Source organism: Sivoneniella epilithica UHCC 1019, assembly GCF_040830845.1.
Classification (GTDB): Bacteria; Cyanobacteriota; Cyanobacteriia; order Leptolyngbyales; family Leptolyngbyaceae; genus ULC077BIN1.
In genome coordinates this window covers 24,469-43,555 of the sequence record NZ_JBFPDP010000028.1, presented here as the reverse complement: position 1 = coordinate 43,555, position 19,087 = coordinate 24,469, and the positions used below count along the sequence as shown (strand labels likewise).

The following is a 19,087-nucleotide window of genomic DNA, read 5'->3' as shown; positions in this document are numbered from 1 at the left end:
CAAGAATAGAGCGCGATTAAAAAGCTTATAGAACCTGGAGGGTTATTGAGTACACCAAGCTTTACCTTCCTTCACGGTGCAATTGATCATGCTTCTGCCTAATATCTGCTTGAGTGAGTTGATGTATTCTGTTCCGGTTTTTCCAAACACGGTGACAGTTCAAGTAGCGTTAACGGCATTAAGCCGCAGCCAATGCGATCGCTTGATTATTTTAAATTCCCAGCAGCAACCGATTGGGGTTGTCAAATTGCAGCACTTGTTGCCCCAATTACGGTTGCCCACAAACCCTGCTCTTCTTCCTCCTCTCACCCTACCACCACGCTTGGATTCACCCATTACCGCGATCGCGCCTTCGGTGATCGAGCCGATCATTGTGGTGCCTTCTGAGTGGCAACTCTCCCAACTGATGATGCGGGTGCAACTTCCCGACACGGAAGCGATCGCCCTTATTAACAACGCAGGCGAAGTTCTAGGGCTTTTGGATACCGAACAAGTCTTTCAGCTACTTACCGAAAATGCGATCGCCGTCGCTCAAACTGAAGCACCCTCTAATTTGCCTGACTTATATTTGCCTGCCTACTTATCCACAGAAGCGCCCCCAGAAAACCACTCCAACGACTACTCAGCCCAGCAACAGCGCCAGATCATTCAGCTTACTCAGCAATTGCTCGCTCAACGCTCCGAGCTAGAACAACGCATTAAAACTCAGCAAGGTGAAATCAATCAACTGCGGCAGCAAAATCAATCTGTCAATTCAGCGGCTCCCCCCCATAGCACCCAATTTGCCGCCGTTTCAGCGCCACCCTCTCAAGCTGCCCTGTTTCACTCATTGTTAGCACTTCTAGAACGCCTACCTCTGCCCCTGATGTTGCAAACCAACAGCGGTACGGTATTAGCCCAAAACTCCATTTGGCGTAGTCAAGTCGGCGATTTACTTGATCCTGCCTGGATTCGCCAAGAAGCATCTCATTTGTTAGGAGAACCCAATGCAGCCCCGCCCCTATCCGAACCCAACCTGTGTTATTTGGGCACCTCTCCGGATAGTTGTGTGTGTTCCTGTCCTCTCAAAGATGGGCAGGAACGAGTATTACAGTTCATCAAAATTCCACTTTGCACCTTGCTACCTGATTGGAACATCGACTGGTCAGATCCCTTACCTCAAGCAGCCCCAGCGTTCTTGCCCCAGGCAAACTCATCTCAAGGCGGCTCGTTTCGGTTAGCAAACCTAACTGCTGATGGCAAGCTCACCACAGAAGCCAGCGAATCTCAGCGTGCCGTTTCATCTAGATATAAATCTCAGAATATTCTGGTATCATCTCAGAGCGCGATTCAGGATGCGATCGCAGCCGGAACTGAAGCGCTTTGGCTAGTGCAAGCTCAAGATATCACCGAACAACAGCAGCTAGCCCACGAACTGACCGCCAAAAATGCCGATCTGATTCAACTGAATCGGCTTAAAGATGAGTTTCTAGCTTGCATTAGTCACGAGCTAAAAACTCCACTTACTGCCGTTTTGGGCTTATCAAGCTTACTGAAAGATCAGACATTAGGCGAATTGAATCCGCGACAAATCCGCTATACCCAACTGATTTATCAAAGTAGTCGCCACTTGATGACCGTGGTGAACGACATTCTGGATTTAACGCGAATTGAAACAGGACAATTACAACTGTTGTTTGCCCCGGTTCATGTCTCTACGGTGTGCGCCCAAGCGTTTGAGCAAGCAAAACAACTGCGACTCCTAGAAAATAAGTTGGAAGAGCCGCCAACGGATGAGCAGCTAACGGCTCAATTTTCCTTGGAGATTACTCCAGAGCTAGATATTCTAGTTGCCGATGAATTGCGACTCCGCCAAATGCTGATGCATCTCTTGTCGAATGCGCTGAAGTTTACCGACCCAAACAAGCCCATTGGTTTAAAGGTGAATCGGTGGGGAGGCTGGATTGCGTTTACGGTTTGGGATCAAGGGATTGGTATTCCGGCAGAAAAGCAGCACTTAATCTTTCAAAAATTTCAGCAGCTAGAAAACCCGTTGACGCGCCAGTTTGAAGGGGCAGGGTTGGGGCTGGTATTGACGCGGCGATTGGCTCGATTGCATGGCGGGGATGTTACCTTTTTATCGAAAGAAGAGGAAGGCAGCCAATTTACCGTTTTGTTGCCTCCATTGCCGCCGAATAAAGCGCCTTTCGCCTATCAGGATGAGGCAGAGAATGGGACTGCGTTGACTGCTGAATCGGGGGAATGGTTGGGAGGACGATCGCCGATTTATCTGCCACAGGATCGGTTTAGGGCAGAGGTACATTCGGCAGTGAATGGTTCTACTCGCCGCGATCGCTTAGTGTTGATGGTGGAAGCGGTGCCGCAGTTCATCGAAGCATTATCCAACCAGCTTGTGGGTTTAGGCTATCGGGTGGTAATTGCGCGCTCTGGCACCGAGGCGTTAGAAAAAGCGCGTCGATTGCAACCCTGCATTATTTTTCTGAATCCATTGCTGCCCTTACTATCGGGCTGGGATGTGCTAACGCTGCTCAAGTCCAATGCGGAAACCCAACATCTGCCAGTAGTAGTTATGGCAACCACGGTGGAAGAAGAAGAAGCTTACCGCTGTCAGGCGAACGGGTTTATGAATTTGCCCGTTCAAACAAAGGTGTTGGAACAAACCTTGAAAACACTGTTGATTGAAACAGAAGAACCTATTTTTCGCGATCGCCCTATCGCAAACCTGACAATTTTACGGTTATATTCTGATGCCTGTAGCGATCGCGGCTTACCCCCTTTAGCGGGTTTGAATCATCTGCTTCAATCTCATCGCTATCGCATTTTAGAATCGGATGATTTAGAGCAAGCTGAATTATTAGCGCGGGTATGGAAGCCTCACGTCGTTTTATTAGATGGGTCTCTGCTGGCTCCAGCTTCCTACCTAGAACAACTCAGTCATTATCCATCCTTGTCTGCCCTGCCCTTAGTCACGCTCGATACGGCAGTGACTCAAGCCGCCAGCCAAATTCCTGGTTTGCTCGTGTTTCCCTATTTGGCACCTGCTACAACGACTCTTTCTGAGGAAGTTGTCCCGGCAACGCTGCTGCAAGTTCTTCAGATTGCAGCGAGTTCAGTCTGGCAGCCATCAATCTTAGCAGTGGATATTTCTACGGTGCTAGGATCGGTTGATCCCGCCGCTGATCCCATTTATCCCCCCTCAGAACCATCCCCTAAATCGCCCAAACAAGTGGAGTGGCTACATGCTTTAACTCAATATTTACAAACAGCAGGATTACGCAGCGAGATTAAGCAGTCTTGGCAAGAAGTCATCCAGCAAATTCAGGCTCAAAGCGTCGATTTATTGTTGATTTGTTGGACAAGTGATGCGCCACAATCGGACGCGATCGCCCTGCTCTCATCCCTAGAATCCTTAGACCAATCGCCTCCCATTCTCATCCTAGATCATCGCTATCAGCACACCTCCACAACTCCTGACCCGCTACCCGATCAGGTGACTCAGCTTGCCACACAAATCATTGTTGCACCCACCAACATGACAGATTTATTAAAAGAAATTCACTGGACAATGGGTGAAGGGCGCAGAGGAAATGGCGAATGGCGAGGGGCAAATCAGGGATGACGAGGGGCGATATTAAACCTGCATTCGAGTGAGTGTCATTATTTTTTCGCCATGAGTGTTGTTGTCTTGATCTTTCCTCGCACTGCTTTATCAAATCTAAGTAAATATGCCATTATCAGCTTACCCACTTGATAAGTGTCCCTTCATCAATCTCGTTGATAGCTTGTGGATAATAGATTATTGGAGTGGAGTTAATTATTTTAACCCAGTTTGATAGTACTGACATTGCTGAAGGAATCGCTGGATTAGCCTAGGTTTACCGCCAAAATGAAGATGGAGATAGGAGGCATGGACTTGAAGCTGCTGCCACCCTTCAATTTGATGTAGGGTGCCGTCATAGTTTTGCATGGCAAACAACGGGTGCTCTGGCTCAGCGGTTAGATAGGAGCGATGAAATTCATGTCCCCAAACAATTTCGCCTGTATCCATCAAGGCAGTGGATCGCTGTACGGTTGCCTGTCGATAGCCTAAAGTTAGTCGTTTACCCATCTGTGCATCGGTTGGCAAAATTCCCACCATGGAATGTGCCTGGGCTTCAAAATCAATAATGCGATCGCATAAATACATCAATCCGCCACATTCAGCATAGGTGGGCATTCTTGCGGCGATCGCCGCTTTCACTGCCTGTCGTGCCGCTTGATTGTCGCTCAATTCTGCTGCAAATACTTCTGGAAAGCCGCCACCAAAGTAGAAACCGTGAATGTTTTCGGGGAGGGCGCGATCGCTAAGCGGACTCCATTCCACAAGTTCAAACCCAGCCGTTTGGAGTAAGTCTAGGTTATCGGCGTAGTAGAAACTGAAAGCGCGATCGTGGGCAATGGCAAGGCGGGGAGGAGAGGGGAAAGTTTTGAGTTTTATAAGTCTTTCAGACTGGCTTTGCCAACGCGAAGCGTCTCCGTAGCTTTTGCTTCCCGCAGGGTAGGAGATATTTTGAGTTTTGAGTTTTGAATAGTGGAGGGGTAGAGGGGTAAGGGTGGAGGGAGCCTGAAGGAGGGAAGAGAGGATATCCCAGTTGAAGCAGGTTTCGCCAAGATGGGCAAGATGATCGATGACGGTTTTCAGTTGGGGGAGTTCAGCCGTGGGGATGAGTCCAAGGTGGCGATCGGGAATGGTAATTTCGTCTTGCCGTCGTAACACTCCGAGAATGGGCAGGTTAAGGGGTGCGAGGGCATCTTGGAGAAGTTCGAGGTGGCGATCGCTGCCAACCCGATTTAAGACCACTCCGGCAAAGGTTAATCGAGGGTCAAAGGTAGTATAGCCATGGGCGATCGCCGCGATTGAACGGGAAGTGCTGCTGCAATTGAGTACTAACGCGATCGGTAAACCCAATAGCCGTGCAATATGCGCCGTGCTTGCCCAATCATCTTTGCCTGTCACACCATCAAATAAACCCATTACGCCTTCAATAAGGGCAAAGTCAGCAGATTGACAGTGGCGCTGAAAGCACTCAATTATGTAGGATTCTGACGTGAGAACCGGATCGAGATTGCGGCAGGCGCGCCCTGTAACAAACTGATGAAACATCGGATCGATATAGTCGGGTCCAACTTTAAATGACTGGACTCGCGCCGGGTAACGACGACAGAGCGCCGCCAAGAGCGCCAGCGTGACAGTGGTTTTGCCGACCCCGCTCCGTTCGCCTGCAATTACAACTGCCATGGCTGCTCTTCGCTATTCCTTCAACAGAAGTGTCCCTACAGCAAGGCTCACTATTCTTTCCAAGTTGATTGCCAATCGGGGCACTTTTCCTCTTCCCAACCAGATGGATGCATTCCACAAACCAGCATCACACCGTTGTATGCTTGACCATGATAGTTACGGCACCCAACACAAGCCGCATGATCATTCAACATCGGTTCCACTGTGCGAGTAAACGGTTGGGTCGTTTCTTCAACCACAATCTCAAACCCAAGATACGCTTCTAAAATAGGGTCAAAAAATTCGTTAAGGTACGGTTCAATTTCAAGCTCAAACGTGTTTTGCACTTGCTGAGCAATCTCTTCTGATGTGTCGATAAAAGAATCGATCGCCTTATCCATCTGTTGGGTCACGTCAGTCACCAACTGCTCAACCCCTTCTACCAAAATCTGCATCATTTCAGAGAATTCCTGCGACCAACTTTCCATAGTGACCTATTTCGATTATTTTTTCGATTGTTTCAAAGAACACTGGAGGAATGGGGCGCATCCTCAAATACATTTGCTAGACAGTATTCAATCATACAATTTGGACAACTGCAAAAATGAATGCAGCCATCATAGCCTAAAATCTGACCTGTAAAAAACTGGCAAAGCCTAAGAGTCAATTGTTTCGTAGATGCTTTAACTCTTCTTGTAACTCTTCCACCCGACGACGCATTTCATCTACATCATTAGGAGTTTGGGATTCTGATTCATCTTCATCCAAAATCTCGATTTTACGAGGCTCGGCTGAAGGGTTAGAACTAGAACTTTCGACAGGAGGATTTTGAGCTTTATTAACCATTTCATCCACAAAACGACGCGCTTCTTCAGTGTTCATCTCGCCCCGTGCCACCATTTCATCAGCAAGCTTTTGGGCTTGCGATCGCAGTTCAGCCAATTTTTCGGTGGCTTTCTCCCCGGCTAGGGAAGCCAACCCTACTCCCAAATACATCGCTTTTTGGACAATATCTCCCAGCCCCATCGTTTGTTTTCTCCTAATCTTCCTAATCTAAAGTCTTGCCAGGTCAATCAAATTTAAAATTAGAACTCCTGCTTTCTACCTCTTTAGCATAGGCAAAATTAACTCATAATTGCCATTATTTCTGGGTAGCAATCTACGTTATGGCATACCTACCTGTTTTAGCATCGTAGCGCGTGCCCGTTCCGATAACTTGTCTAGTGAAACCTGCTGAGCATCATCAATTAAATTCTCTTTTTGCATTAGCTCAATCATCGTTTGCAAAAGAATGTCTTCAATCTGTGTGGCTTGGTCTGCCAACCAAAGATGAGTGTCAGCATCCGAGGGAAACTGATCAATACAGCTAGTAGTGTAAACGCGGAATGTTCGTACTTGCCGTAGCAAACGCGCCAAATAACCAGGACACTCGCAGGCGATTACTTCAGCGGCTCTGCAAATTTCTAGAAGAGCTTCATCAGACAATTCTGATAAATTAACTGTCTCGCTTGAATTAGACATATTTGTTGCTAGATATTTTTGTAAAAACTTAACTTTTTCAGTTAACCCTATGCTCTACCTAAAGTATCAACTCCATCCAGTAATTAGCCCTTTTCTAGTCTGCAAATAGTAAAAACGTCCTATAATTATGTTTCTGTCGTTGGGGTGGTAAAAGAAAATATTTTTCTTTCTTCAATTGTATAGCTAATAATTAAATCAACTAAATGGACGGTTACTTATTTAAGTCAGCCATTATTTAATTATTTTTAATTATTAAAGATTAAAAAAAGAATTAAAGATCTGAAAGATCGGCGTGAGTTGATGCTCTAAATAGCAGGCAAATTGAACCAAGCTGCCCGTGTTGGAAGCAGGGTTGTTCTAGCTAAAAAGGTGCAATATCGATTAGAGACGATAGAATCTATAAATCATTAAGGAATGTGTCCTTCGGTTTCTATGCCTAAACGCCGGAATAGTTCAGACGATTCAGCCGTTCATTCTCAAAACGGTCACAGTCCTGTTTTCCCCTCTCCGCTTAGTACGATTCGGATTCGGGGCGCACGGCAGCATAACTTAAAAAATATTGATCTAGAGTTGCCCCGCGATCGCCTGATTGTGTTTACTGGGGTGTCTGGTTCAGGCAAATCTTCTCTTGCGTTTGATACGATTTTTGCAGAGGGGCAGCGTCGCTATGTAGAATCGCTGAGTGCTTATGCTCGTCAGTTTTTGGGTCAGGTAGATAAGCCGGATGTGGATGCCATCGAGGGGTTAAGTCCTGCCATCTCTATCGATCAAAAATCGACTTCTCATAACCCCCGCTCTACGGTGGGCACCGTTACCGAAATTTATGACTACATGCGCTTGTTGTATGGGCGGGCTGGTGAGCCTCATTGTCCCCATTGCGATCGCTCGATTGCGCCCCAAACCATTGATCAAATGTGCGATCGCATCATGGAACTACCGGATCGCACGCGCTTTCAAATCCTGGCTCCTGTAGTTCGGGGTAAAAAGGGAACTCATCGAAAACTGCTGTCTAGCCTGAGCGCTGAGGGTTTTGTCAGAGTCCGGATTAACGGTGAAGTGCGCGAACTAGAAGACTCAATTGAACTGGATAAAAACCAGGCACACGCGATCGAAATCGTAGTTGATCGCTTAGTCAGAAAAGAGGGAATCCAAGAACGCCTAGTCGATTCTCTGAACACTTGCCTGAAGCACTCTGAAGGTATCGCCATCATTGATATATTGACGGAAGAGAGCACAGGGAAGAGGGAAGAGGGAATAGGAAATAAAGAACCGGGCAATGTGGTTGCGTTTCCAGGGGGGCAATCGCTGAAGGTCGCTGAAAAAGGGGGCAGCTATGGTGAACCTCCTAGCGTGGAACTGCTAGCCCCCAGCCCTTTAGTCTTCTCCGAAAACTTTGCTTGTCCTGAACATGGCGCGGTCATGGAGGAGCTTTCACCGCGATTGTTCTCTTTCAATTCGCCCTATGGTGCCTGTCCTGCCTGTCATGGTTTGGGAATGCACCGCAAATTTTCCGCAGAATTGGTGATTCCGAAACCAGAATTGCCTGTTTACGCCGCGATCGCCCCCTGGTCAGACAAAGACAACACTTACTATCTTGCCTTGCTGTGCAGTGTTGCCGCCGCTTTTGGCTTTGATATCCAAACACCCTGGAAGCAACTCACCGATGAGCAACAGCATGTGCTTCTACATGGCTCCAAAGATCCGATCTGGATTGATGTAGACTCTCGCTATCGGGAAGGAAAAGGCTACAGCCGCCGCTATGAGGGCGCTTTGCCGATGCTAGAACGCCAGTATCAAGAAGCGAATTCTGATACTTATAAGCAAAAACTGGAGCAATACCTTGTTGATCAATCCTGTGAAGTGTGCATGGGGCAGCGTCTTCGTCCTGAAGCGATCGCCGTTCGGATTGGGCAATATCGCATCACCGATTTAACGGGTGTTTCGATTCGCGAGTGCCTTAACCGCGTCAATCAAATGAACTTAACTCCCCGGCAGGCACAAATTGCCGATCTAGTGCTGCGGGAAATCAAAGCTCGACTCCAGTTTTTGCTGGATGTAGGGCTAGATTATCTTACTCTCGATCGCGCCGCTATGACCCTTTCTGGCGGTGAAGCTCAGCGGATTCGGCTGGCTACCCAAATAGGCTCTGGGCTAACGGGCGTGTTGTATGTGCTAGATGAACCCAGTATTGGGCTACACCAACGAGATAATGCTCGCCTCTTAAAAACGCTCGTTCATCTGCGCGACCTTGGCAATACTTTAATCGTGGTTGAACACGATGAAGAAACTATTCGGGCTGCCGATCACCTGGTAGATATTGGACCTGGAGCCGGGGTGCATGGCGGCAGAATTATTGCAGAAGGCAGTTTCGAGAATTTATTGAACGCCCCAGAATCCTTAACCGGGGCGTATTTATCAGGGCGCAAAGTAATTACTACACCCACAGAACGCCGCAAAGGAAATGGGCGATCGCTCAAAATTCGGAATGCCCACCGCAACAATCTTAAAAACATTGATGTCGAAATTCCCCTAGGCGAACTGGTCAGCGTCACAGGCGTATCCGGGTCTGGCAAATCAACCCTGATCAATGAACTGCTTCATCCCGCGCTCCAACACCACTTCGGCAGTAAAATTCCGTTTCCTAAAGACATGGATGGAATTGATGGGTTAAGCGCCCTTGATAAAGTGATTGTGATTGACCAATCGCCGATTGGACGCACCCCTCGCTCTAACCCTGCTACTTATACAGGGGTGTTTGACGTGATTCGAGACGTGTTTGCCGAAACCATTGAAGCAAAAGCGCGGGGTTATAAACCAGGGCAGTTTTCGTTTAATGTCAAAGGCGGTCGCTGTGAAGCCTGCGCGGGTCAGGGCGTGAACGTGATTGAAATGAACTTTTTGCCGGATGTGTATGTGCAGTGTGAAGTGTGCAAAGGGGCACGCTATAACCGCGAAACGTTGCAGGTCAAATTTAAGGGAAAATCCATCGCCGACGTGCTGAACATGACCGTGGAAGAGGCGGCTGAGTTTTTTAAGAACATTCCTCAAGCCTTTAATCGACTGCAAACTTTGGCAGATGTAGGATTGGGCTATATGCGGTTAGGGCAAACGGCTCCCACATTGTCGGGCGGAGAAGCGCAGCGGGTGAAGCTGGCAACGGAATTGTCTCGACGGGCAACGGGCAAAACCCTTTATCTGATTGATGAGCCTACGACAGGCTTATCGTTTTACGATGTTCACAAATTGCTAGATGTGATCCAACGCTTGGTGGACAAGGGCAATTCTATTTTGGTGATTGAACACAATCTGGATGTGATTCGATGTGCTGACTGGCTAATTGATCTCGGACCAGAAGGCGGCGATCTCGGGGGAGAACTGATTGCCGTTGGCACCCCAGAAACCGTAGCAGACAACCCAAATTCCCATACTGGAAAATACTTAAAACAAGTTCTACAGCACTATTCCTCACCTCTTATCACAGCTTAGGAGAGTAGGGGCGGTCAGATAGCTGCTAGTTAGTATAGTTAGGCAACTCTGTGACTAACCAACCCCTCCGAATTAGGCAATTTTCGCTGATAGTTTAGATTTGTTAAGGGCTTGAGACTGTACCTCAATAAACTCGTTCTCAGTACAACGTAAGTCTATCTATTGGCATATCGTAGAATTGCAGAAATTTTCTTACAACTGTAAAAGTAGAACAAGAAGTGGGTAGCCTAAACCCATAATCTTGGCTCACATATTTCTTCTTCACCTAGATTTTATGAAACACCTACACACCTTGACGGGGTTCGTCGCGATAGTTGCATCGGTTTCAGCAGCCCTATTCCATTCCACTTCGGTTCTAGCAGGTCAACCTCAAGAACTCAATGCCTACACCTTTCCTTCATCAAAAGTTGTCGGAATTCCGGGTGCTTGCAGAATGATTCGGACTGGTAGCAACCCCGAAAAAGAGGCAGAATGTGCTGAATGGGGTCGCAAATTTAGGGAAAATGGGAAGCGTCGATATAATGAATCTTCGACCACACCCACCACCACCTCAAGGAAACCAGTGCAAACCTTAAGCTGCTACACTACTGGCGGCGTTTATAGCAACCTGGGTGATTGTCGCTAAGTTTCTCGTTTACTGGGATCTTCTCCAGTTATCAATTCTTTTCGTTGAGAAAGGATTAAATTTATAGACAAATTCCTAATTAGGCGATATTCATGATTTATGGGTATCGACGATCGCTTGTCAGCTTTTCCAGAATCCGACACAATAGCTACCGACGGTTCCCACTCGGTTTTGATCAAGCTGAAACGATTTGACACTAAAAGGAATAATATTATGGGACTTTTCTTCGACGTACTCAGTGCTGTAAATAATCCGAATCAACAGGCAAGCATTGAGGGATTAAGCTCCATGACGAATGCAGTCCAGCAATTTGCTGGCAAAAATGGACTAGATGCTTCAGCGACACAATCCTTAATATCTGCTGTTGGCGGTTCTTTGCGCCCAGTATTACAGCAGCAAGCAACCGCAGCAGGTGGAACATCTCAACTGGCTGGCATGATGGGTCAATTTGCAGGTGCAAACCCGCTAGGTGGCATGATGGGACAAGTATCTGGCGGTAATTTTGATATGTCAGCACTGCAATCTATGATTCCTGCTGAAATGCAACAACAGCTAATTAATAATATTTCTCAAAAAACTGGTATGAACGCCAGCATGATTCAAAGCCTATTGCCTTCAGTGTTACCGATTGTGATGAATTTTTTCAATATGGGTGCGCCTACGCCGGGTAACCGAGGTGGAAATCCACTCCTAAGCGCTTTTCTAGACAGCGATCGCGATGGCGATACCGATTTGGGCGACGTAATGAAATTTGCTGGGCGCTTTCTCAACGCACCGCAGCAGTAGTCGCATCTATTAGCTTTAACCAAATGGGGCAAGAGGGTAAGGAGTCAAGAGATAAAAATAGTCACCTCTTTATTCCTTCACCTCTTCACCTCTCCAGTGTTACTCCATCCATGGCTGTACAAAGCTCAAGCTGTGGGGATGTAAACTGCCTCAGAACGGGCTAGTTTTAGCCAACGACCTTCATTAGTGACGTAGCCTATTTCAATGAGATAGTCGCGATCGCCCGCTGGAATTGATAAGTGGCGATCGTGGTCAGTTTCACTGCATTCATACTCGTAAACGCCATAAGGCGGTTGATAATCCAAGTTGATGTTGGTCACATCGTAGAGACGAAGCGCCATTTTTTGCCCACCTTGGCTCAGTGCAGATTTTTTTTGAAAATCTGTTAGATTCCATGATGCATAGGCGTTGGAGCCTCCATGGGGTGCCAAAATAATTTGGCTTTCTTGAGTTGATTGCATCGGAGTAGGGTTACATTGGGGGACGCGAACGGGTTCAGAACGCCCCAGTCTAACCCAGCGGTTGCCAGCGATAGGATAGCCTAATTCCACCAGGTAATCTCGGTTATCCACGGAGATCGGCAAATGAACATCTTGGGCACGAGCATCAAATTCAAATTGCCGAATACTATGGGGCGGTTGGAGATCGGGATCGATATTGGTCACATCACACAGGCGAATGGCTAGCTTCTCTCGTCCTTCTCGCCGTAGTGCCATCTGTGTAGTTGGAGCGAGTTCCCAATAGGCATAGACATCGTGACAATTTCGTGGACTTAAAATAATTCGGCAGTCGGGACTGCTTTGCGGAATCGCGGCTGTAGCTCCTGCTGCTATACCTCCCACTAACGGGGCGCTTGCCAGTGCGATCGCTCCCCTCTCTAAACCTTGCTCTCCAGGACTGCATGGTGGCACTCGCACGGGGACAGAATGGGCTAAAGACAGCCAGCGATCGTCATCGGTAATGTAGCCCAGTTCGACTAAATAATCGCGATCGTCTAGGGCGATCGGGAGGTGAGTATCTTGCATTCCTTCACGGCACTCAAACTGGCGCATACTATGGGGTGGCTGATGTTGAATATCAATGCCAGTCACATCGTAAAGCCGTAACAGAAGTTGTTTTCCGCCCTGTTTTTGGAGCGTTTTTTTGGCACCTTCAGGCACTTCCCAATAGGCATAAGCATCCTGACAGTTTCGGGGAGTTAATATAATACGGCTATTTTGGGGCGGTTCGCTGGCTGCAATAGCCGCCCCTCCAGCCGACGTGCCCAGCCGATCTTTGAGCCACCATACCAAGATCGGTATGCCTAAAAGGGGTAGCAAGAGCCACCATAGCCAACTAAAATTCCCATCACGCCCATCCTGTGGATTAGCAGAATCCGATGGGGATGGCTGGGAAGTATTAGGAACGGCGGCACCTGCGCCTGTTTCGGGCAGTTTGGCAGCTTGAACTCTTGCCTTTTCAATTTCAATCGCCGCTTCTGGAGTGGATGCATAGCCTAAAAAGGCTTGCACTGTTGGGCTAGGCGGCGCTTTATAGACATATGACAGCGGTTGGGAAAAGGGATATTTGGGATTGTCGGGAAACGTGTCATAGAGGGAAACAATCCGAATGCCTGGTTGATCTAGGACTTGCTCGGCGATCGCGTAACCTATGCCATCATTTCCCAGTTTGGCGATAACGGCTGCGGTTTGATCTTCTGTAACTGTAAATGCCGATTCTCCAGTTTTAAATGGTGCCGCTTGGAATACGTCATAGTTTAGGAATGCCTGTCGAGTATCACTTGTTGCAGGGCGATCTATTAACCGCACGGGTGCATCCGTGCCATCTATATCTGCCCAATTGGTAATCTCACCTCGAAAAATTTGGGCAAATTGTTCAATCGTCAGAGTCCCTCGAAACGGATTCTCTTCTTTCACAAACAGCGCAATCTTATGTCGCGCTACGGGCACCGCTATCAATCCTGCGGCTTGTTCTTCCTTCGTCAACGGACGACCGCTAGCGGCAAGATCGATCTTCCCCTCTTTAAGTGCTTGCAAGGCATCAGTGGTTGGAGCGATCGCCAAGTTCACCTTAGCTCCTGGATATTGCTGCTCAAATCCTTGCTTTAACGTTTGGGTAATCGCTGCCATACTGCCTGAGCCTGTTACCCGAACAACGGTATCCGCTGGCACGGAGCTTGGCGGCAAGGGGGCTGAGGGGGCAGACTGAGCCAATACTGGCAGCAGAAATCCACTGCCCTGAAGCCTGGGGAATGCTGCTAGGGCAAGCAAAATCGCCAGGGGAAGAATTGAAATGTACTTATGCTGAGAGGTTTTCATATACAGTCTCCCTGACGAGGTAAAAGCTTTTAAATTTTCCAATCGATTTTACGGTGAAATTCTGCGTATGGTGAGTTTAGTTCAGTTTATTTAAATCGGGCACATTGATTATGCTTCAGTTTCATCCGCCCGGTATGGGGCAACAGCGTGTTGAAACATCCTTGGGCGAAATGGTGTATTACGTTGCGATCGCTGATCCCTGGTTGATGCCGTCATTTGAGGCTCAACCGCTCATTTTTTTACATAATTTTGGCGGCGGGGCTTCTGCTTATGAATGGTCAAAGGTTTATCCAGCATTTTTGGATACTTATCGGGTAATGGCTCCTGATCTAATTGGCTGGGGAAAATCTGCTCATCCTGTGCGAGAGTATCGGGTAGAAGATTACCTGATAACGCTTACAGAATTTTTGGAGAAGACCTGCGGTAGCGATCGCGCCCTGAAAGTCGATCGCCCTGCCATTGTAATCGCATCATCTTTAACGGGAGCGATCGCGGTGCGTCTTGCAGTACAACGCCCTGACTTATTTAAGGCGTTATTTTTGGTTTGCCCTGCTGGTTTTGCCGATTTTGGGCAAGATGCGGGACGACGATTGCCGTTGCCAGCGATCGGGATGCCTTTGTTGGATCAACTGATTTACAGCTTGGGGGCAATGAATGAAGTTGCCGTGCGTAGTTTTTTAGAGCGATTTTTGTTTGCCAACCCCAGCCGAGTTTCTCAGGAAATGGTGGCTGCCTATTTAGAATCAGCCCAGCAGCACAACGCTCAATCGGCTGCACTTGCCTTTCTCCGGGGCGATCTCTATTTTGATTTGGCAACCTATGTTCCTCAACTAACAACGCCAACGACGATCCTATGGGGCGAGTCTGCTCAATTCATCAGCGCCGATTTAGGACAACGGCTTGCGAGTCTTAATTCGACCTATATTAAAGCCTTTGTGAAGGTGCCCAATGCAGGCGTGTTGTTGCCTTTAGAACAACCTGCGATCGCGATCGCCCTCCTACAACAGTTTTTATCGCAATGCGGCTAGCCAATAAACTTTATTACAAATTTGCAATTTTAAAGAAACGATGAACTCAAGTTTACGAACCTCGACAGTGAATATACTGGCGGTAGATTCAACAGGTTAAAATTTTTAGCCGATGCCTCTGTTCACTGTTTAAGTGTGCTTACTGAGAAGTGTATAGCAAGGCTACCCACAGCAGTTTGTATCCAGTTTTCACAGATAGATTTTAGATAGGTTTTAACAATGCGATTTGCTATAGAAACGGTTTGTCAGGTGACTTCTATCACTGCCCTTGTATTGACTGTGACAGCCCCCGCTCAGGCTTTTAGCTTTAATACTTCTGGTGCTTGGGACGCGATCGCGAACCCTGAAGTTGCCTATCAAACAGTAGGAGCAGAAAACCAAATTCGGTGGGGTACAGGTGTTACCAGCGGCATTGAAGGTAAGAGTGGTTTAGGATTTGCTGGAAAATCTGGAACTGCATCGTTTGGCACTATTTTCAATCTAGGTACATTACGCCACTTCAACAATCCCATTTTTGGATTTGTACCAACACCAATTGGGTTAACACTTAATTTAAACTTTGGTGGAACTCTGCCAGTTCCCGCGCAAACATTTTTATTCAATCTAGCGATTGATGAAACCAATAATGCCCTGAATCCTTGTCCCTATTCCCCCAATAATGCAGCGGGATGTTCGGACAAAATCTCCTTTGCTGCCACAACTTCCAGCAACTCTTTCACTGTGGATCAGAAAGTTTATACTTTAGAGCTTTTAGGGTTTAGCCCAACGCCTAATGGAACGGCGGTGAATGAGTTTATTTCTGAGGAAAACGGGATTAATCAAGCATTTCTGTTTGGCAGAGTGGTTGAGACGGAAACAAGTGCTGCTGTACCGGAGCCAACCGCGATCGCGGGAGTCATGTTAGCCGGGGCAGGTTTCCGTTACCTACGCCGTCGCCAACGTCGTTCCTAACTTATTCTTAAGTTACAGCTTCACCATTCAGTTCTGTGCTACTTTGCCTGAAAAAAGTGAGCAACTCTCGGTTAACGGTTTGTGGAGCTTCCTGTTGAATCCAGTGTCCGCAGTGCGGAATGAAGGTAAGCCGGAAAGGAGCGCTAATCAGTCGATCTAACCCGCTGGTTAAACTGGGGCTAAACAAGGAATCTTCTTCGCCCCACAAAACCAACGTTGGCACTGTGACCAGTTTGGGTGTCCAGTCGCGCAGCCAGTTCCAAGGGAGCAAGAGTTGTCGATAGTAGTTAATTGCCGCAGAAAGCACACCTGGTTTAGCCAGAGCCGATTGATAAATTTGAGCATCTTCTTTAGAGAACGCGCCCTTGCGAACGGCTTGCTCTCGCAGAATATTTTTGACAAATTCTGATAGGTTTTGCTGAATCAGCCACTCTGGAATGCCGGGAATTTGAAAGGCAAACACATACCAACTGCGACGAACTTGATCAACATTGCTAATCAGTTCTTGGACTAATTTTGGGGCGGGAGCCGCACTTAAAATAGCCAGTCGGTTTAAGTGTTGCGGAAACTTTTGGGCAAGATTCCAGGCGATCGCGCCACCCCAATCATGCCCTACCACATGAGCGCGAGTGTAGCCGAGATTTTCAATTAAACCGCGAATATCCGCCGTCAGGGTTTCAAGATCATAGCCAGTGGCAGGCTTATCAGATTCGTTATAGCCGCGCAGATCAGGCACAACGACTTTAAAGTGGCGCGCTAAGGCAGGAATTTGATGCCGCCAAGAATACCAGAATTCTGGAAAGCCATGAAGCAGAACGACCAGTTCCCCTTCTCCTTGGGTAACGCAATGTAAACGAATGCGATTGGTTTCAACAAAGTGATGATGCCACTCAGCAAGAACAGTCATAGGAATTTTGTCAGAGAAAGTAACCCCGTTTAGGCATTCATTGGAAATGAAGCCCCTGTACTATTGTATTCCTTACTACCATTGAAAATCTACATTACGGGTCTTATCGCTCACAAGTGGGTTGCGCTGATTGTCAACCACTCTATGCTTAGCCTTCAGGATTTCGCAACTCGTATTTTAGAGGCGAGGTTTGAGATAGACGATCGCTTGCCGCCAGACAATGGTGGGTTGGTCATACTGATCTGTTAGCGAGATACAATGATTGTCTTGCCAACTAATTTTTCCGGCTAATAAGTCCCCTGTAACTAGCTTTAGCTCGACTTCATTGCCATCTCGAATCAGGTTTTGAATTTGGCGAACACTGGGTAGCCCTGTCTCAAGTTCTGTGGTCATTTTTGGTGCCCCATGAAGGAAGGATCAATTTTATACGTCATCAGTTTGATTTAAGAACTTCAGCCTAATGCTGAGCTTTTAACCCTAACAACTTTTCTATCCTCACGACTTATAGCTTATTTTTCTTCGACTACTGCACTCTCTTTAGACATCTATAAGACCATCATGCAAATTGAGTTCACCAAATACCACGGATTAGGCAACGATTTTATTCTGATTGATAACCGCCTGTCTGATGAACCTCGCCTCACGCCAGCCCAAGCCGCGACGATGTGCGATCGCCATTTTGGGGTTGGCGCAGATGGCGTAATCTTTGTGCTGCCGGGGCAAAACGGCACTGATTACACCATGCGGATTTTCAACTCTGATGGTTCTGAGCCAGAAATGTGTGGCAATGGTATTCGGTGTCTTGCCCGGTTCATTGCTGATTTGGAAGGAGTCACCGAGCCACGGTCTTACACCATTCAGACCTTGGGTGGGCTGATTACACCAAAATTGACCGCCGATGGATTAATCACCGTAGACATGGGTGAACCGATCTTACGGGCAGCAGACATTCCAACCACGTTAGGACAGCCTGATCAACCCGTGGTCAATCACTCCCTCGAAGCAGCCGAGACAATCTGGAACGTGACCTGCATCAATATGGGTAACCCTCACTGCATCACGTTTGTGGATGATGTAGCCGCTATCTCTTTGGAAACAGTGGGTTCACCCATTGAATGCCATCCTGCATTTCCCCAAAAAATTAACGTTGAATTTATTCAGGTGGTGCGATCGGATTATTTGAAAATGCGCGTCTGGGAACGGGGCGCAGGGATTACCCTAGCGTGTGGAACAGGCGCTTGTGCCGCATTAGTGGCAGCCGTGTTAACCGATCTCAGCGATCGCAGTGCCACTGTTGAGCTTCCCGGTGGGTGCCTGTTAATTGAATGGTCAGAAACAGACAACCACCTGTATATGACGGGACCTGCCGAACGAGTCTTTGCTGGAAACTATAGCGCATCCCAGAGTTGACTCAAGCGATGAAACCGCCGCGATCGCAATCATGATTGCGATCGCAATTATAGTTACAACGTTTCAATCACCTCAGATTTCTCAAATCTTACCTTCGCCAAAGTCGCATACTTATCATCTTCAGATCGATAGCCTGCGGCACATGCAACAACTGTCGCATACCCTTTTTCAGGCAGTCCTAGAACCGTGTCATACTTGGCAGGTTCAATCCCTTCCATTGGGCAAGTATCCACGCCCAGCAATGCCGCACAGGTCATAAAGTTGCCTAACGCAATGTAGGTTTGTCGAGTTGCCCATTCATTGACGCTAAGGCTGCGGGCACCATACACCACATCGCTAACCATCACTTTTCGATAGCCCGCTAACGATTCTGGCTCAGCCTGTCTCACTTCAGCCGTGCGTGCTACAAAGTGATCAACATGCTCAGCCGTGAGATTCTTTTTAATCGTGAACACTACATAATGAGAACATTCACTCACCTGCGCCTGATTCCAAGACAAGGGCTGGAGTTGGGCTTTCAGGTCTGGATTTGTGACAATCAAAAACTTCCAGGGTTGCAGCCCATAGGAAGAGGGAGTCAGGACTAGGGATTCTTCTAAAGCCGCCCAGATGTCTGCTGGAATTGTTTTAGTAGAATCAAACTTTTTGGTCGCATATCGCCAGTTTAGGCGATCGAGTAAATCGGTCGGTGTGGTTAGACTCATAGATTAAAAACATTGCGCTGATTACTCGATGAGTATACTCCACACCTTTTAGCTGAGGTGGTGTAGGAGAGAACGGAGTTTTGAGTTTTGAGTT

15 protein-coding genes are annotated in these 19,087 nt (G+C 47.6%); 7 read left to right on the top strand and 8 right to left on the bottom strand.

From position 1 onward, the window contains the following. The first annotated feature begins 88 nt into the window (after positions 1–88). On the top strand, positions 89–3,619 hold the full coding sequence (locus AB3R30_RS16835) for an ATP-binding response regulator (RefSeq protein WP_458650368.1): 3,531 nt from the start codon (positions 89–91) through the stop codon (positions 3,617–3,619). Positions 3,620–3,814: 195 nt separating this feature from the next. Here AB3R30_RS16835 and AB3R30_RS16830 read toward each other — a convergent pair whose 3' ends face one another. From AB3R30_RS16830 to AB3R30_RS16815, 4 genes are all read right to left on the bottom strand, one after another. Further along, positions 3,815–5,278: a cobyrinate a,c-diamide synthase gene (locus AB3R30_RS16830; protein ID WP_458650367.1), complete on the bottom strand. Its 1,464-nt coding sequence runs from the start codon at positions 5,276–5,278 to the stop codon at positions 3,815–3,817. A gap of 50 nt (positions 5,279–5,328) precedes the next feature. Further along, positions 5,329–5,745, bottom strand: coding sequence for a hypothetical protein (locus AB3R30_RS16825; protein ID WP_458650366.1), 417 nt, complete (start codon positions 5,743–5,745; stop codon positions 5,329–5,331). A gap of 175 nt (positions 5,746–5,920) precedes the next feature. Then, positions 5,921–6,283, bottom strand: coding sequence for a phasin family protein (locus AB3R30_RS16820; RefSeq protein WP_458650365.1), 363 nt, complete (start codon positions 6,281–6,283; stop codon positions 5,921–5,923). A 138-nt stretch (positions 6,284–6,421) separates the two neighbouring features. Further along, positions 6,422–6,778 (bottom strand): hypothetical protein, encoded by a 357-nt coding sequence (locus AB3R30_RS16815; protein WP_458650364.1) that lies wholly within the window; start codon positions 6,776–6,778, stop codon positions 6,422–6,424. A gap of 432 nt (positions 6,779–7,210) precedes the next feature. On the opposite strand from AB3R30_RS16815, the gene uvrA reads away from it, so the two are divergent. The 3 genes from uvrA to AB3R30_RS16800 all read left to right on the top strand — a co-directional run bounded on the left by uvrA (position 7,211) and on the right by AB3R30_RS16800 (position 11,675). After that, entirely contained in the window at positions 7,211–10,264 is a 3,054-nt protein-coding gene (gene uvrA, locus AB3R30_RS16810) for an excinuclease ABC subunit UvrA (RefSeq protein ID WP_458650363.1), read from the top strand. A gap of 274 nt (positions 10,265–10,538) precedes the next feature. Then, positions 10,539–10,889, top strand: coding sequence for a hypothetical protein (locus AB3R30_RS16805; RefSeq protein WP_458650362.1), 351 nt, complete (start codon positions 10,539–10,541; stop codon positions 10,887–10,889). A 213-nt stretch (positions 10,890–11,102) separates the two neighbouring features. Next, positions 11,103–11,675, top strand: coding sequence for a DUF937 domain-containing protein (locus AB3R30_RS16800; RefSeq protein ID WP_458650361.1), 573 nt, complete (start codon positions 11,103–11,105; stop codon positions 11,673–11,675). A gap of 125 nt (positions 11,676–11,800) precedes the next feature. Here the strand turns inward: AB3R30_RS16800 and AB3R30_RS16795 are convergent, their stop codons facing one another. Further along, positions 11,801–13,993 carry a DUF4912 domain-containing protein gene (locus AB3R30_RS16795; RefSeq protein ID WP_458650360.1) on the bottom strand — a complete coding sequence of 731 codons (2,193 nt, stop codon included), beginning with the start codon at positions 13,991–13,993 and terminating at the stop codon, positions 11,801–11,803. A gap of 110 nt (positions 13,994–14,103) precedes the next feature. Here AB3R30_RS16795 and AB3R30_RS16790 point away from each other — a divergent pair, with 110 nt between their 5' ends. Together AB3R30_RS16790 and AB3R30_RS16785 are read left to right on the top strand one after the other, a co-directional pair. Continuing rightward, the gene (locus AB3R30_RS16790; protein ID WP_458650359.1) at positions 14,104–15,021 is read left to right on the top strand and encodes an alpha/beta fold hydrolase; all 918 of its coding nucleotides are present in this window, start codon (positions 14,104–14,106) and stop codon (positions 15,019–15,021) included. A gap of 219 nt (positions 15,022–15,240) precedes the next feature. Next, positions 15,241–15,972: a THxN family PEP-CTERM protein gene (locus AB3R30_RS16785; RefSeq protein ID WP_458650358.1), complete on the top strand. Its 732-nt coding sequence runs from the start codon at positions 15,241–15,243 to the stop codon at positions 15,970–15,972. Between the two features lie 7 nt (positions 15,973–15,979). On the opposite strand, the gene AB3R30_RS16780 is transcribed toward AB3R30_RS16785, so the two are convergent. After that, complete coding sequence (locus AB3R30_RS16780) at positions 15,980–16,879, bottom strand: alpha/beta fold hydrolase (protein WP_458650357.1); 900 nt, start codon at positions 16,877–16,879, stop codon at positions 15,980–15,982. Between the two features lie 177 nt (positions 16,880–17,056). Next, positions 17,057–17,272 (bottom strand): Hfq-related RNA-binding protein, encoded by a 216-nt coding sequence (locus tag AB3R30_RS16775; RefSeq protein ID WP_458650356.1) that lies wholly within the window; start codon positions 17,270–17,272, stop codon positions 17,057–17,059. 165 nt (positions 17,273–17,437) lie between these two features. On the opposite strand from AB3R30_RS16775, the gene dapF reads away from it, so the two are divergent. Next, a complete protein-coding gene (gene dapF, locus AB3R30_RS16770) occupies positions 17,438–18,289 on the top strand; it encodes a diaminopimelate epimerase (protein ID WP_458650355.1) in 852 nt (283 codons plus the stop codon). A 53-nt stretch (positions 18,290–18,342) separates the two neighbouring features. Here dapF and AB3R30_RS16765 read toward each other — a convergent pair whose 3' ends face one another. Next, complete coding sequence (locus AB3R30_RS16765) at positions 18,343–18,993, bottom strand: NAD(P)H-dependent oxidoreductase (protein WP_458650354.1); 651 nt, start codon at positions 18,991–18,993, stop codon at positions 18,343–18,345. Positions 18,994–19,087 lie beyond the last annotated feature (94 nt).